12 protein-coding genes and 1 riboswitch are annotated in these 16,110 nt (G+C 65.1%); of the genes, 7 read left to right on the top strand and 5 right to left on the bottom strand.

What is annotated here, in order from left to right; genetic code table 11:
• The 5 genes from AC792_RS15940 to AC792_RS01130 form a co-directional block, all read left to right on the top strand.
• The coding region (locus AC792_RS15940) for an integrase core domain-containing protein (RefSeq protein ID WP_152915961.1) at positions 1-208 on the top strand (208 nt) is incomplete at its 5' end.
• Between the two features lie 651 nt (positions 209-859).
• Positions 860-2,149 carry a hypothetical protein gene (locus AC792_RS01140; protein ID WP_152915960.1) on the top strand — a complete coding sequence of 430 codons (1,290 nt, stop codon included), beginning with the start codon at positions 860-862 and terminating at the stop codon, positions 2,147-2,149.
• The gene (locus AC792_RS16715; protein WP_152915959.1) at positions 2,146-4,857 is read left to right on the top strand and encodes a hypothetical protein; all 2,712 of its coding nucleotides are present in this window, start codon (positions 2,146-2,148) and stop codon (positions 4,855-4,857) included. Before AC792_RS01140 ends, AC792_RS16715 begins: the two co-directional genes overlap by 4 nt.
• A gap of 879 nt (positions 4,858-5,736) precedes the next feature.
• Positions 5,737-7,395 (top strand): hypothetical protein, encoded by a 1,659-nt coding sequence (locus AC792_RS01135; protein ID WP_152915958.1) that lies wholly within the window; start codon positions 5,737-5,739, stop codon positions 7,393-7,395.
• A 606-nt stretch (positions 7,396-8,001) separates the two neighbouring features.
• Positions 8,002-8,343 carry a hypothetical protein gene (locus AC792_RS01130; protein ID WP_152915957.1) on the top strand — a complete coding sequence of 114 codons (342 nt, stop codon included), beginning with the start codon at positions 8,002-8,004 and terminating at the stop codon, positions 8,341-8,343.
• 381 nt (positions 8,344-8,724) lie between these two features.
• On the opposite strand, the gene AC792_RS01125 is transcribed toward AC792_RS01130, so the two are convergent.
• The 4 genes from AC792_RS01125 to thiO all read right to left on the bottom strand — a co-directional run bounded on the left by AC792_RS01125 (position 8,725) and on the right by thiO (position 12,068).
• Complete coding sequence (locus AC792_RS01125) at positions 8,725-9,519, bottom strand: VTT domain-containing protein (RefSeq protein WP_235436293.1); 795 nt, start codon at positions 9,517-9,519, stop codon at positions 8,725-8,727.
• Positions 9,520-9,833: 314 nt separating this feature from the next.
• Positions 9,834-10,613 carry a thiazole synthase gene (locus AC792_RS01120; protein WP_442853588.1) on the bottom strand — a complete coding sequence of 260 codons (780 nt, stop codon included), beginning with the start codon at positions 10,611-10,613 and terminating at the stop codon, positions 9,834-9,836.
• A gap of 2 nt (positions 10,614-10,615) precedes the next feature.
• Positions 10,616-10,852, bottom strand: coding sequence for a sulfur carrier protein ThiS (gene thiS, locus AC792_RS01115; RefSeq protein WP_049828757.1), 237 nt, complete (start codon positions 10,850-10,852; stop codon positions 10,616-10,618).
• On the bottom strand, positions 10,830-12,068 hold the full coding sequence (gene thiO, locus AC792_RS01110; RefSeq protein ID WP_049828756.1) for a glycine oxidase ThiO: 1,239 nt from the start codon (positions 12,066-12,068) through the stop codon (positions 10,830-10,832). Before thiO ends, thiS begins: the two co-directional genes overlap by 23 nt.
• Positions 12,060-12,189, bottom strand: a riboswitch (TPP riboswitch). It overlaps the preceding gene by 9 nt.
• A 10-nt stretch (positions 12,190-12,199) precedes the next feature.
• On the opposite strand from thiO, the gene thiE reads away from it, so the two are divergent.
• Both thiE and AC792_RS01100 read left to right on the top strand, forming a co-directional pair.
• Entirely contained in the window at positions 12,200-12,934 is a 735-nt protein-coding gene (thiE, locus tag AC792_RS01105; RefSeq protein WP_082177233.1) for a thiamine phosphate synthase, read from the top strand.
• An 81-nt stretch (positions 12,935-13,015) separates the two neighbouring features.
• Entirely contained in the window at positions 13,016-15,568 is a 2,553-nt protein-coding gene (locus AC792_RS01100; protein ID WP_049828755.1) for an excinuclease ABC subunit UvrA, read from the top strand.
• A 99-nt stretch (positions 15,569-15,667) separates the two neighbouring features.
• On the opposite strand, the gene AC792_RS01095 is transcribed toward AC792_RS01100, so the two are convergent.
• Positions 15,668-16,110 (bottom strand): ABC transporter permease (locus tag AC792_RS01095; RefSeq protein ID WP_152915956.1); only part of this gene is annotated, 443 nt, incomplete at its 5' end.

The following is a 16,110-nucleotide window of genomic DNA, read 5'->3' as shown; positions in this document are numbered from 1 at the left end:
CAACGGGAAAGTCGAACGCTACAACCGCACCCTCGCCGAAGAGCTCCTCTACGCCCGCGAGTGGACCTCAGAAGCACAGCGCACCAACGCGATTACCACCTGGAACATCCACTACAACTACCATCGAACACATACTGCGATCGGGAACCAACCCCCAGCCACACGCCTGCACGACAGCGTCGCCAACGTCATGACACAGAACAGCTAGCGGTGAGTCGTTGTTCCGCGTCGAGATGGAAGGCGGAAGTTGCGCAGAAGACGGAAAGCTTACTTGGAAATTTAGCGCGAAGAAATCTCTTCGCCGGTTGCCAGAGTGATTAGCGGCACGCCCAGCAACGGAGAATTTATCGGTAATGAATTCCGATCCTCTGCTCTTGCCGGTGCTCGACCGTGTGCTGCGATGCGCCTGGTATCGGCGACGGTATCTAAGCGGATTTAGTTGTTGCGGATCAGCGTAGGTTCGGCGGCGTGCCAGTCAGGCGGGAAGTCGTACACGCGCTAGGGTGGCTCAACACAGCACTTTGGGGGTGGCTCGATATGGTGTACATGGTGTGCTGCTCAGCTTGCAAAGTGAGTTGGCAATATTAGGGGTAACTGTCAGCATGAGCGCTTTCAATTTAGACCAGGGGCAAGACCGACTTCACTTTAAGGGAACGCGATGAGCGGCGAAGCTCCTCGGTGGTCGGGACGAGATGACGGCCTGTACACCGGGAGATTCCCACTCGCCGTCGAAGGTTACCCGATGCGCCGAGTGGAGGAGCTACTGCCCGGAATCACGACCGTGACACCTCACGCTCGTTATTACTCGTTGCACGCCTATGTGGCCACGGCTTTGCACGCGCACGAGGATTTGGACCAGGTGGACACCTTACGGCGCTGTGAGGTGGTGTTCGCAGCGATTTCGATCCTCCATGCGCGGCGCTTTCCAGACCAGCACCGCGGCATGTCACAAGCCCATGGTCATGACGTTATTTCAGCTTCGATGCAGAACGGCGAGTTGAACGTTGCCGACCTTGCCGCTCCCAGATCGTATGCGCAGGCGAGCCGGGGATTCTTGGGGCCATACCTGGCAAGCGAACGGCTGCTCGGGCTGGTTACGTCAGGCGGCGAGCTTGTAGCCCCGGGCCAACATGTCGACGAACGGGCCCTGGAGCTCGCCTTCGAGGGTCTCCTCAAACTCGCCAAAATGGACTCAGTTCCCCTTGACCTACTCGAAGGACGCCAGGATCTTTGTCTCTGCGGTCAGTATGCATCTGAGCGCTCCTGGCTCCGTACGGTCATGTTCCCCGCCCAGCGTCCGGGAGACGCAGCGACTATCAACCGTCGGTCGGAGACAGCCCTCATGCTCTACCGACTCATAGAGATGTACGAGCCGGAGAACGTGTCCATAGAACTGAGCCGGAAGATTATTGCGGACCCAAGAACCTACACCGATGACCAGCTAGAGAAGATGGCAATTGTCCCCGCTTGGCGGGGTGTTGTCCTGAGACGCTGGTACACATGGGCCTGGCGCGATCTTTGGCGCTGGCTCGTCAACGAGCAAATGACAGGAGCCGTCCCCCTCGTCCAGCTCCAAGGTGCACTCTCGGAGCAGCTACCCGACCAGAAGTTTTCCAGCTTCCGCGACGACCTTCCCTCCGGCATCGATGGGAACAGGCTCATTGACGCCGAGTATCAGATGAGAATCGGCGCCATGGACCCGGGACCAAGGAATCTCGCATGGCTCATGATTGGCGCCAGCCGCGTGGGCCAGCTTTCCGAGCACGTAGCACCGTACTTTGAAAGCCCGGAACGCGAACGCCGAAACTACGAGCTCACGCCTTCTTGGTTGAAGGACTTCATGGACCAACGCAACGATCATCTGGTGCGGGACGTGGCATTCGAGCTGACCGGCATACTCCTCGCTCGGTCGCAACGCGTCGCAATGAGCAAGTCCTCCTTCGTCAACGGGCGATGGCGGGTCCCCACACGGCTGACCCTGCGAGACGGCTATGCCTTCCGGGAGTCCAATGAGGGAGGGGGCCCCGTGTCCTTGCGTTGGGACCAACTTACCCAAGTAATGAGTGGCTTGGGGATGGTCCGCCGTGTTTCCGGTGACGCAGGGACTTCAACCGACCGCTGGGTCCTGACACGGAACGGCCAAAAGTGAGATCGGCGGCAGTCCCAGTAAACCTGCCGGCACTCCTTCATGAACTGGAAGCGAGCGGTGACTGGGATGTCGAAGAAGCGCTCTTCCTTACATTCAACGCCGACGTGGGGTTCCTAGAACGAGGAATTTTAGGGCTTTGCCAGTCTATGGGCGCACGGGTCACGCTCATCGCAGATGCCGGGATGTGGCAACCCGACCCGCTAACTATGAAAGGCGCAGGCACCCAGTACCGCGTCGGCCTCGCCTCGCATAGTGGTGCTTTCCACCCTAAACTCGCCCTCCTTATTGGTAGCGACCGGGTGTTGGCTCTCATCGGATCGGGCAACTTGACCATGGGAGGGTGGCAACACAACTCAGAACTGTGGAACGTGCTTCGCGCCGAAGAGGGGCACGCGCCGCATGCCCTCGTCGATCTCGCAGCATGGCTCAAGTCACTCTCTCGAAGCGTGCGCCTAGGATCGGACAACTCTGCTGCGCTTAACCGAATCGGTGAGCGCCTCGATGCCGCGCTGGAGCAGTTCACCCTAATTCACGATGGCCCCCGACTTGTCACGAACCTAGACCAATCCATTCTGTCCCAGCTGCCGGGCGGACCGGTCGACGAGTTGACGTTGTACGCGCCGTTCATCGACGAACACGCAAGCGCCGTTCGCGCGTTGGTGCGACACTTTCCGACCCCTAAACTCACACTCGTTATCCAGCCCGGACGGACCGTAGTTGAACCTCACGCCCTAGCCAGCGTCTTGAGAAATCAGGCAGGCCTGACCATAATCACGGACACCTCGCCGCGATACCGCCATGCCAAATTAGTGGAATGGCGCCGAGGATCAAGCCGTGAAGCGCTAACCGGCAGCGCCAACTTGTCAGCCGCCGCTATGCTCAACACCGCACATGCCCGCGGCAACGTAGAACTCGGAATCCTTACGCATCTTGACGAACCGCTCTGGCCTGACCCCAGTCTCTCCCCAGATCATTGCGCTGAGTTGGTTAACATCACGGACATCCCCACCGTGCACATCGGCTCGCTCCACTCGAATATCGCCGAAATCGCGGCGCCTCAACTGCTCAGCGCCATGCTGTCGGGCTCTCAACTAGCAATCGAATTGGCGCATCCAGTCTCGTACGACGTAGAACTCGAGTACACCAACAACCCGATAACGGACGCGTGGAAGTCTGCCGGCCGGATCATCGCTGGGCTCGACGCTGCTTCGTTTCCCGCGGGCCAAATGAACGACAGCGTACTGCTCAGACTCAACTGGATGGGCACTGACCAAACGACCCTGGCACGCGGCCCCGCTGTGCCCGCCTCCATACCGGAACGACTCAGAGTGCGTCCCTCAGGCTGCCGGGCATCAACTGGACTGCGGATAAAGTCGCGTGACGACCTTCTCGGGCTAGACCTGCGCTACCTGGACGCATTCTCCAGCCAGCTCGCGCAGATCCACGAAGACGTAACCGCACTAAGAAGCGCGTCCGGACCGCGCAGCGTCACACCCACCACCTCAGCCGGCGACAGGGGAGCTGCGTTCGGAGAGGCGCCAGCAGCGTGGCTATGGGAAACAGAGCAGAACGCCCAACAGTTGCACGGCCCCGCCTTCTCGGGCTTTGCCCTCGGACTACCTGAACCTCTTCCGTCCGCAGGGTGGGAAAACTTCGACTCGGATGAAACTGGAGAACTCGACGCCGACGCCAGCCTATATGTCGATGAACCGGTTGGCGCTCCGCCCGCCAACGATGATGAGCCCGCTGAACCCCTGGCTCACTTCAACGACCCGGAAAAGATCAAGAAAGCCCGACGGGACCGTGTCCGGTCATTCGCCTCGATGACTGCACGCCTAAGCACTACCTCTTACCTTGGCCTCGCGCGGTTGACTCTTTGTTTCTATTGCGCCGGGAACTGGGAAGAGCACGACCCCGAACCAATCGGCCTCATCACCCACTTTCTCTCCCAGGCCCTAAACCAAGCAGATAGCTCCAGTCTGAGCGATGAGGCACACGCACTTGCCGCGGTCGCGTTGACATGTATACGCCACAGAACCGACAACACAACGACATCAGGCGCAACGCTCGAAGCAAGGAGATTGCAAGACAGGTGTGGGCAACTCGCTCTCGAAGCTGTCCCACTGCCCCTCGTGACCGAATACACTCGATGCCTGTCTGCGGTCGGTGGCCGACCCCTGGAAACCGTTGACGTCATAGATGAGCTTGAACGCTTCTTGGAGCACCCGCAGTTAGACGCAGTTGTCATGGCCGCAGAAGGGCACGGATACGAAGCCGAAGTGCTCGGACCAAATACCTTGCAGATCGCGGTCAGAGCTAGGGAACCCGTCCAGGCAGCACTGAGAGTACTGACAGTTGCGCAAGGCCAAATAGGAGTGACGGCGATGTCTACAACTTCAGGAAAATCGGCTATCGCAATGTGGTCCGATCCCGACCTCTACACCATCGAACTCGCTGACCCGGAGCGGTGGATTCACCACCAATCCAAGCAGGGGCTAAACGTGATTCTCGCAGCGATACGGGATTCCGAAGGCGGACGGTTCAGAGTCGACCACGGTCCATTCAACAGAGCGATTCCCGGAGCGAAGCAGTTAGCGGAGTGTCTCGGTCTCCAGATTCCTGCCAAATCTGAGGTTCCTTCCGGTGTCTGCCCCAAGTGTTTTCTGGTTCTTACTCCGGCGGGTATTTGTGCGAACTGTGAGCAGTAGCTGCGGAAACGGGGAACGCATGCTGCTTGCACGAGTGTCTCAAGCCCTGGGCTAGGAATCGCCGGAACCCTAGAAAACGGTAGGAACAGCATTGATAAAGCTGCGTGTAGCTAGAGAATTCCAGGGCAGTCCAGTGTTGAAATCAGCACTTGTCTTCACTCTCCGCATCCCTTGCCAATGTCAGCTGGCATACAGGCACGGCGGGCAATCGAGGCAGAGGGTCTGGTATTTTCCGGAGTTCTCCAGAAGTAAGGAGCATGTAATGGACACTGACTTTGGACAGGGGAGATTTCAGGAGTGAGCAACACGATGGGAACCGACGATTACGGTGCGGAACAACCTCTGACTGAGGTGTTCAGGGCATGGGGGCTGCATGAGAAGAATTCTCGAGTGTTGCGACTTTACGGGGACGAACTTAGTCGCTGGATAGATTGTGCTCTCCCTCCGGAATGGGAGCGTATAGTTCAACCCTCGGTTCAAGCCGGGCCCAGCATCGAGGCATTTCTTAAGGCCGAGTCCACGCTTGTATGGCTGCCACCGTTAGTTGGACCTCGGGCCCAGCAAATCGAAGCACTCTCCGACATGTTGCCGTCCCATAACAGCCACATGAGCGGCTCTATGGTCGTCATGCTCCCGCTAAGCGCGTTGACGCAGCGATCGTGGGTCAACTTTCGACAACGGATATTTTCTATCTGGCAGCCTCAAGTGCTTTGCGAGATCCCGAGCTCTAGGATCAGCGCTGCTTTCCCCATTGGTGTCGCGTTCGCGCTCATCCTACTGAAGCCCGTCAGCGCGGCTCCAGTCCAATACACGAAGTTCTTCCAGTTTCCACCGCAATCTACAGTCGAGAGCGACGATCTAGCTGAGGACTTCAAGCGCTTGATGAAAATGGAAGGAGGCCGCACGAAGTACGGCTTCGTGGTCCGGGGTGAGTCTTTTGACGGTGGTCCCATCAACTTCGGGGCCTACCACCCCGCCTTGCGAACATTGAGACTCGAACTCGCGGACTTTGGGTCCACGGGAACGCTCGGTGAGTTGTACGACGTGCTGCCCCCCGGTCATCGTTTCTCCTCCCGGAGCGGGTCCGATATTGACCACAGGAGTCAGGCGGCGAGGGGCGTGCGGGTGCTCCGCGGGCGAGACATCTTGCGGAATGGAACGGTGGTCGACACTGAGGACGATGACGATGCGCAGCTCGCAGACGTCCCGCTCGATCGCCGGTTACGTGCCGGCGATTTTGTAGTCAGGGCGATCACGAGCAATCGGCCAGGAGACGGTCTGATCATCGCTGAAGTCACGAGCGAAGACCTGCCTGCCGTTGCGGGATCAAGCGTTCTGGTACTGCGGCGCAAGGCGCAGCACCCGGGTCCCGTGCACGACTTCGTGTTGTCCTACCTAAGGTCGCCCAGGTGCGTGGAGCTGAGTCTCGTCGATCAACTGCACGGCGCTATCCGGCTCACGGTCTCGTCCTTGTCGAACATGCTTGTGCCACATCCGGACAGTGAGATGATTACGGCCCTGGCACATCTTCAACAAGTAAAGAACAAAATGCAGGGTTGGCAGAATGAAGCAAGCGGACTTCTAAACTCTGTCTTTGACGAGCGATCAGCAAAAGCAGCTCGGACGCGGATAATCGAACAAGGACGAACTCTACGTCAACGAGCAGAAGAGGCCGATTCGCTAACTTCACTGAGCGGGCGCATCCGAAAGCGCTTCCCTCTGCCAGTGGCGTACAGGTGGCGGGCAATGGAGGCCGAGCTATCCGGCGGTCCGTCGCGGGCAGGCTACGAGGCGATCCTCGGGTTCTTCGAGGTCCTTGCCGCCTACTTGGCTCAATTAGCCGCGGCAATGGCCGCTCACGCCGGTATCCAGCTCCAGGAGATTGACGACATTGCCAGCAAGGTCAGTGCTGGGCGTGGCGGAACCACTATGGGGGACTGGCTGGCCATCCTCGAATCTACAAAGGGTAAAAAGTTCAGGGCTCTCGATGACGACGCCGCCATAGGGGAGATCCGCAACGCCTTCGGGCCGAGAGTTGCGGAGGCACGGGCGTGGTTGAAAGCCGCGCGAAACGACAAAGCGCACGAAAGGCCCGTAGATGACGTGCAGCTACCCGCCGCCATCCTCACAGCCAAAAGACATCTCGACCAGATAATGGAGGACCTGTCGTTCCTCCCCGATCTTTCCTTGCGCTTTGTCAGTGACTTCCAGTGGGACGACCTCGCGAAAAGTGGACGTGCGTCGTACGAGGAACTGGTCGGCGACCATCCAGTCGTGCCTGCCGTCGTCGGGACCGTAAACACAATTCTCGAGAAGGGCAGTCTCTACATCGTCGATCCACTGGACAGATGGCATCGGATCCGTCCCTTCCTAATCCGAGAGCGGTGTCCCGAATGCAAGACTTGGTCAACCTTCTACTTGGACCGGCGTATCGGTGCCGAAACCATGCTGAAGAGCCTAGAACACGGTCATGTCATCAGCGCCGGCCCTCACGTGATCAGGGGACTGGAAGCAGTCGGTTATCTGCCCGGGTACTAGTAGGGCGGAGGTAGTTTCTCTCGTCGCACCTTGGTTGGTTTCGAGACACCTCGGTTGTACCTCAAATTGCTGACCTAGGTCGAGGTAGTCCCGACCAGTAACGGCGGGTTGGCCCCTCTGTGGTAGGCACTTGATTGCGGAGGCGTTGGAATTCAGGGCGATCGCCTGAAGTCGGGTGAACGAGCGCAAGGGTAGCCATACCAGCGGCAACTACGGAGGGTACTGAATTGCGCCCCGTCTAAGCGACGTCTACATGCGTTCCTTGACTCAAAATTCCGGCGGCGCGAGAAACGCGTGGCTTCTTGGTTCGGTGCTGCTTGGGGAGGACAACATCGCTGTGGGAGTCGTCAGGACGTTCAACTACATGCGGAGGACCTGTCGCACGTTATAGAACATCTGCATTGAAGCGCGTAGCATCCTAGAACATTGTGTAAGTGCAAGCAGAGAGAGCGTATGGTGGCACGGCCGGACCACTACAAGAGAGTCATCACGGGCGGGGGGCTAGGCGTGCCGGGGTTCAGTGCGTCCATTTCGACCGCACTCGTTCCTACCGACGCGAAGCATTGCCAGGTTCTTGTTGACGTCATCGACGATAAGGATGCGTTCGTGATGCATCCCGACCGTGAGGTCGGTGCAAGGGTCTTCGTCTCAATCGAGGAAGTTAGAAAACTCGCGGTCAGCACGCAGTCCCTCGTGGAAAGCGTCGAAGCCATGGAAGAGGCGAGGAACATCGCGACAGCGTGTCGGACCTTCATGCGCGAATACAAGGAGGGCGACGACCCTCGAGTGCTTGCCGGTATTCTTTCGGCCATGCGCGCTGACGTTGGAGAATCCGTGGCATTCCTCGTGCAGATGCTTGGCCTCCGCCCGCCCTCCCGGTTCGACGTGTCGCCATTCGAGCAGCGTGCCTTGGACGTTCTCGCCGGATGGCTAAATAGGCCCGCGTAAGATCAGAACTTCCTCAAGCAGGGGTGACCAGGAAGGCTCGGCCGTCGCCATGCAGTACGTCGAGCGACTCCGATGGCAGCACGGGACGCAGTAGGTGTAACCGTTCCTTGAGAATCCGCCAACTAGGTCAGTCAGCCGACATGGCTAAGTAGGTAAACAGAACCGCGAAATCACACTGATCCCCGTCTGGCGCTTTTCGCCAAGTATCGCCGGGTCTCACAGCACGCAGCCACACGGTGGGAAAGGGAAGGCGACGCCCGATCGGGCGTCGCCTTCCCTTTCTTCGTTCCACAGGCCGATGCTCATCTGCCTCCGACCGTCAAGACCGCCGAGGCGGTCGATGCCTCCGCTGCACCAGCGGAAGCCGATCACCGTCCTCGGTCAGTGAGGTCGACCGGACTGCCGACCCACCGTGTCGGTGCCTTCCGCAGACATCGACTCATCGGTACCACCTGTGCCGGAGGGAAGGACGGCCGAGGTCGGGATCTCCGTATCATCCGCTGCGGGGTCCGCTGCCGCTCCGGCCCGGTTCTTCCGGATGTGGCGGGTGATCTCGATGGCGGTGGGGACCACCGACACGACCACGATCGCCAGGGCGATGAGATCGATGTGGTCGGCGAGGAAGGGGACGCCGCCGAGCAGGGAACCCGCGATGGTGAACCCGGCTCCCCAGAGGACGCCGCCGAGGACGTTCCACATCAGGAACGCGCGGTAGCGGTAGTGGGCCGCGCCGGCGGCCAGCGGCACGAAGGTCCGGGCGAAGGGCACGAACCGGGCCAGGACGAGGGAGCGGCCACCGTACCGGGTGAAGAACTCCTCGGCGCCGGTGAGGTAGCGCGTGTTCAGGATCCGCGCGTCGGGCTTGAAGAGCTTCCGCCCGAAACGCCGCCCCAGCCAGTACCCGACCTGATCGCCCAGGATCGCGGCTCCCACGACGACGGCGATCAGCAGGATCAGTGGCAACCCGAGCCGAGCGTGCAGGAGCCCGGCGGTGAAGATGAGGGAGTCGCCCGGCAGGAACGGGAAGAGTAGCCCGGACTCGATGAAGACGATGCCCGCGACCACCGCCAGGACCCATCCGCCGGCGCCCTGCAGGAGAGCCGTGGGATCGGCCAGATCGGTCACGCTGATCCCGGCGGGGATCCCGCCGCCGATCGAACTGATGATGCTCGTCACTGGTGTCTGCCTCTCCACGTCCCGGCCGGAGGACCGGAACAGCGTGTGTACTGGTTCGTGCATCCGCGGTGGATCCGACGTGCCCGGGTCCGACCGTGGACGGTCCGTCGGCGGAGCACACGGTGGATGCGATACGGGCACCGACCCCGGGTGCCCGGGGCAACTCTCCACCGGGATCCTCGGAGGATGCTGGGAGAACCCCGGGGGTTCCCGGACCGGTCGGAGGGCTGACCGGATACCTGTAGCGAGCCTCCGACGCTCTTCATGATCGGTATAGCGGGCGCACTCGGTCCTTCGGCCGGCGGATCGATCCCTCAGAAGTCGGGCCGCCCCTCCAGGGGGGAGGAGGCCCGGGCGTGGGTGCGCTTGGGGATCCGGCCGGCCCGCGCCGCGAGTCGCCCGGCGACGACGGCGTGCCGGAACGCCGTCGCCATCCGCACCGGATCCTGCGCCCTCGTCACGGCGGTGGCGAGCAGCACGGCGTCGCAGCCCAGCTCCATAGCCAGGGCGGCGTCGGACGCCGTGCCGATGCCGGCGTCGAGCACCACCGGGACGCCCGCCCTGGACACGATGAGCTCGATGTTGTGCGGGTTCAAGATGCCCAGCCCGGTGCCGATCGGCGCTCCGAGCGGCATCACCGCTGCCGCCCCGAGCTGTTCGAGCCGCAGGGCCAGCACGGGATCGTCGTTCGTGTAGGCGAAGACCGTGAAACCCTTGCCCACGAGCGTCTCGGTGGCGTCGGCGAGTTCGAGCGCGTCGGGGAGCAGTGTCTGCTCGTCCGCGATGACCTCGAGCTTGATCCAGTCCGTCTCCAGCGCCTCGCGCGCCAGCTCGGCCGTCAGGACGGCGTCGCGCGCGGTGAAGCACCCGGCGGTGTTCGGGAGCACCCGGATACCCTGGCCCCGCAGCAGCTCGAACAGGGAGTTGCCCGCTTCGGGGGTGTACCGCCGGAGCGCCACGGTGGTGAGCTCGGTGCCCGACGCCGTCAGTGCCGCGCCGAGTCCCGACATGCTGGGAGCCCCGCCGGTTCCCATGATCAGTCGGGAGCCCAGCGCCACGCCGTCGATCACCAGGGCATCGTCCTCGTGCGTCATGGTCATCCTCCCTGCACCGCGTTGACGACCTCGACGTCGTCGCCGTCGTCGATCCGCACCGTGGCCCACCGGGAGCGGGGCACCACCTCGGCGTTGACGGCGACGGCGATCCCGAGCCGTTGCCCGTCCGCCGGCTGCCCGGCGTCGGTGAGGTCCCGGCCCGTCAGCTCGGCCACCACCTCCCTAAGGGAGCACCCCGTGCCGGTGGGTCTCGTCTCACCGTTCAGCGTGAAGCTCATGCATCTGCCTTTCCTCGAGGGACTGCCGTGCGGGGTGGAAGCTGGAGCGATCCGGACGGAACGGTGCCAGCTCGACACTCAGAGGCACACCCGCGACGAGGTCGGCGCAGATCATCGCCGCGATCGGGGCCAGCAGCACTCCGTGGCGGAAGAACCCGGTGGCCATGACGAGCCCGCCGACCTCCGACCCGTCGGGGTGCCGGCACCGGCCGAGCAGGGGAGCGTTGTCCGGCGTCCCCGGGCGGGTACGGCAGATCGCCTCGAGGAGCTCCAGCTCGGCGACGGCGGGGATCAGGGTCTGGGCGTCCCGGAGCAGCTCGTAGACACCACCGGCGGAGAGCGCCGCCGATCCGTTCTCACGCTGGGTGGCCCCGATCACCACCGTGCCGTCCTCGCGGGGCACCACGTAGACGGGCGTTCCGTGGACCAGCCCGCGGACCGTGCAGGTGACGAGCGGCCGCAGCTGCTCGGGCACTCGGAGGCGCAGGATGTCGCCGTGGACCGGGCGCAGGGGCAGGTCCACCCGCTCCGGCAGCCCGGAGACCTCCGCCGCGCCGAGTCCGTTGGCCAGGATCACCTCGTCGGCGAGGACCTCCTCCCCGGTCCCGAGCCGCACCCCGGTGACCGCCGAGGGATCCTCCGCGTCCCCGTGGAGGAGCGCGGACGCGCTCAGCTCCACCATCCGCGTACCCGGCTGCTGTGCCAGTGCCGCCCGGAGAGCGGCGGTCATGGCCCGGGGATCCACCTGGTGATCGTCCGGGGCGAGGAAGGCCCCGGTCAGCTGCGGGCCGAGCAGCGGTTCCAGCTTCCGCGCCTGCCGGGTGGTCAGCTCCTCGACCCCGAGCCCCAGCCCCGACTGGACGGCGCGCAGGTCGGCCAGCGTCCCGCGGTCCGCGGCGTCGATCGCCGCGACCAGCGTGGGGGTGGGGCAGTACCCGGTGCGCATGCCCGAAGCGGCCTCCAGATCCGTGGTAAACGATCCGTAGATCTCGCTGGAGGGCAGCGTGAGCGCCAGCAGGGCCTCCTCCTGGTAGTGGAGTTCGCTGGCGGGCGCGAGCATCCCGGCCGCGGCGTGGGTGGCACCACCGGCAGGAGCAGGGTCGACGACGGTGACCCGGTGCCCGCGGCGGCCCGCCTCCCAGGCGATCGCCAGCCCGATGATCCCTCCGCCGACGACGGCGACGTGCCGGAGGTCAGCCGGTGCATCCGAGCTCATGCGTGTCCTTCCTACGCCGGGATCAACCGGTTCAGGTTCATACGGTCGGCGCCGAACGCCCTCTCAGCCCCTCGCGCCGCCGATGTGCTGCCGACGCTCCCGGGCTCCCGTGGAACCACTAGTCTAGGGGCATGATTTCCGGCCCGGGTGCTCCGCACGTCCCGCACGATCCCCCCGGCGAGGACGGCGCTCCCGCCACGGAGGTGCACGCACGGAACCGGCGACGGCTCGACGCCGCGCAGCTGTACCTCTGCACCGACGCCCGGAAGGGCAAGGGCGATTTCGCCGACTTCGTGGACGCCGCCTACGCCGGTGGCGTGGACATCATCCAGATCCGCGACAAGACCGTGGAGGCCGCCGAGGAGCTCGCCTGCTTCGAGGTGCTCCGCGCGGTGGCGGAGCGGCACGGGAAGCTGTACTGCGCCAACGACCGGGCGGACATCGCCCGGCTGAGCGGCGCACCGGTGCTGCACGTGGGCCAGCAGGACCTCCCGGTACCGGCGGCACGGCACCTGCTGGGCCCCGACCCGCTGCTCGGCCTGTCCACCCACTCGCCGGAGCAGGTCCTCGCGGCCGCAGCCGCGGACGGGCTGGACTACTTCTGCACGGGGCCGGTGTGGGCCACCCCCACCAAACCCGGTCGCGCCGCCGTCGGCCTCGAACTGGTCCGTTTCGCCGCGGAGCTGGGGACGACGACGCCGTCCCTCCGACCGTGGTTCGCCATCGGCGGGATCGACTCCGGCACCATCGGGGACGTCGTGGCGGCGGGAGCGCGCAGGGTGGTGGTGGTCCGCGCCATCACGGAGGCCGGGGACCCGGCGTCCGCCGCCCGCGAACTCCGGGCGGCCCTTCCGGCACTGCCCTGACCACAGGTGCACGCACGGACCTGACGAGGATCACAGCGGCCCCGGACGGGAAGGCGCCGGAACAACCGTAGGGTTGAGCTGGTGACCGCTCCGACGAACAGCCCGCTCCCCGATGCCGCCAGCACCCGCGAAGGATACGTCCGCGTCCGCGGTGCCACCGAGAACAACCTGCGCGGCGTGGACGTCGACTGCCCGCGCGACGCCGTCGTCGCCTTCACCGGGGTCTCCGGCTCCGGAAAGTCCTCGCTCGCCTTCGGGACCATCTACGCGGAGGCGCAGCGCCGGTACCTCGAATCGGTGGCCCCCTACGCGCGCCGGCTCATCCAGCAGGGATCCACCCCGCACGTGGAGTCCATCACCGGTCTGCCACCCGCCGTCGCCCTCCAGCAGCGCCGCGGCACCCCGAGCGTCCGCTCCACGGTGGGCACCCTCACCACCCTCTCCAACTCCCTCCGGATGCTCTACTCGCGTGCCGGCACGTATCCGGCGGACGCACCGGACCGCCTGGAGTCGGACGCCTTCTCGCCCAACACGGCGGCCGGCGCCTGCCCGCGCTGCCACGGTCTCGGCATCGCCCGGGACGTCACGGAGGCCACCCTGGTACCCGATGCGTCGCTGACCATCCGCGAGGGGGCGATCGCCGCCTGGCCGGGCGCCTGGCAGGGCAAGAACCTCCGCGACGTGGTCAGCGAACTCGGCCACGACCTCGACACCCCCTGGCGCGAGCTGCCGCAGGCCTCCCGCGACTGGCTCCTGTTCACCGAGGAGCAACCCGTGGTGGAGGTGACCCCGCAGCGCGACCGCGTGGCCAAACCCTACAAGGGGCGCTTCTGGAGCGCGAAGAGCTACGTGATGCACACCCTGCACGACTCCAAGAGCCAGCAGATGCGCGAGCGCGTGCTGCCGTTCATGGAATCCGGACCGTGCGGGCTCTGCAGCGGCAGTGGTCTGCGCCCGGAGGCGCTCGCGGTGACGTTCGGCGGACGCTCCATCGCCGAGCTGAACGCACTGCCGCTCGCCGAGCTGGCCGATCACCTGAGGCCCGCCGCCGACGTCGCGCACCCCGTCTCGGCCCACCGCTCCGCGACGTCGGGGGAGGGTACGGAGGTGTCGGTGACCATCAGCCGCGACCTCGTGCAGCGCCTCACGGTCCTGGTGGACCTCGGGCTCGGGTACCTGAGCCTGGACCGCGCCACCCCCACGCTCTCGCCCGGGGAGATGCAGCGCCTGCGGATCACCACGCAGCTGCGCTCCGGCCTGTTCGGCGTCGTGTACGTGCTGGACGAGCCCTCCGCCGGGCTCCACCCGGCCGACGTCGAACCGCTCCTCACCGTGCTCGAGGCCCTGAAGGACGCCGGGAACACCGTGTTCGTGGTGGAGCACAACATGGACGTGGTGCGCCGCTCGGACTGGATCGTGGACGTGGGACCCGGTGCCGGGGAGGGCGGCGGGACCGTGCTCTACAGCGGGCCCGTGGACGGCCTGGCGGATGTTCCCGCCTCCCTGACCGCGCCCTTCCTGTCCCCGGACGGCACCACCGGCACGGCGGCGTACGAGCCGCGGGAACCGGTCTCCTGGCTCCGGCTGGACGGCATCCACCGCCACAACCTGCGGGGCCTCGACGCCGAGATCCCCGTGGGAGTGCTGACCGCGGTGACCGGTGTCTCCGGATCGGGGAAGTCCACCCTGGTGAGTACGGTGCTCGCCGACGCCGTCGGGGCGCATGTCCGCAACGACACCCCCGAGGACGGCGGGCCGGAGGCGGAGCAGGACGACGACGCCGCCGCCCCGGGCACCGTCGCGGGGATCCGCGGGCTGGAGGTGATCGACCGGCTGGTCAGCGTGAACCAGAAGCCGATCGGCCGGACGCCGCGCTCCAACCTCGCCACCTACACCGGGCTCTTCGACGCCGTGCGCAAGGCCTTCGCCGCGACGCCTGCCGCGAAGGAGCTCGGCTTCGGCGCGGGCCGGTTCTCCTTCAACGTGCAGGGCGGGCGGTGCGAGACCTGCCAGGGTGAGGGATTCGTCTCCGTGGAGCTCCTCTTCCTCCCCGGCAGCTACGGGCCGTGCCCCACGTGCCACGGAGCCCGGTACAACGAGGAGACCCTGGCCGTCACCGTGCGCGGGAAGAGCATCGCCGACGTCCTGTCCCTGACGGTCGACGACGCCGCCGCGTTCCTCGCCGACATCCCCGCGGCCGCGCGTTCGCTCGAGACGCTCCGCGAGGTGGGCCTCGGGTACCTCCGGCTCGGCCAGCCCGCTACCGAACTCTCCGGCGGGGAGGCGCAGCGCATCAAGCTCGCCACCGAGCTGCAGCGTGCCCGGCGCGGCCACACCCTCTACCTGCTGGACGAACCGACCACCGGGCTGCACCCGGCGGACGTGGTGCTCCTCCTCGCCCAGCTGCGCAAGCTGGTGGCCGCGGGGAACACCGTGGTGGTGGTGGAGCACACCATGGCCGTGGTGGCTGCGGCCGACTGGGTGATCGATCTCGGTCCGGGCGGCGGATCCGCGGGCGGGACCATCGTGGCCACGGGGACGCCGCGGCAGGTCGCCGCCCTCGGCGCGGGGGAGAGCATCACGGCGCCCTACCTCGCCACCTACCTGGAGGGCGGAACCGGCTCCGGGGCGTGACGGGGTCCGCGGTTCACGGACGGGTGCACGCCCAGCGCTCGGAGCGATGTCCGCAGGAGCCGGAGCACCTGCAAGCCCAGCGTTCGCAGGTGGGCCGGCTCAGCTGCCCCGGAGGGCCGTGACCGGTTCCACCCGGGTGGCCTTCCGGGCGGGGAAGCCCCCGGCCACGAGCCCCACCACCGCCCCGAGCAGCGCCCCGCCGACGGCCACGTACGGATCGACCACCGGGGTCCACTGCTGGGAGAGCGCGATGGCCAGCACGGCGAACACACCGGTGGCTGCTCCGAGGAGGCCGCCGAGGAGTCCCACCACCACCGACTCGGTGATGAACTGCAGCGCGATCTGCCGGCGGGTGGCCCCGATGGCGCGGCGGAGCCCGATCTCACCGGGGCGCTCGAGCACCGAGAGCATGGTCACGTTCGCGATACCCACCCCGCCGGCGAGGAGCACGATCACGGAGATCACCACGAAGATGAGGTTGACGTCCGCCCGGACGTCGGCCGCCAGGTCCGAGCGTCCCTGCGGTGCCGCCACGCCGCCGG

Origin of the sequence: Arthrobacter sp. RIT-PI-e, assembly GCF_001187915.1 — a bacterium.
Classification (GTDB): Bacteria; Actinomycetota; Actinomycetes; order Actinomycetales; family Micrococcaceae; genus Arthrobacter_D.
This window is presented reverse-complemented; position numbering and strand designations above follow the sequence as displayed.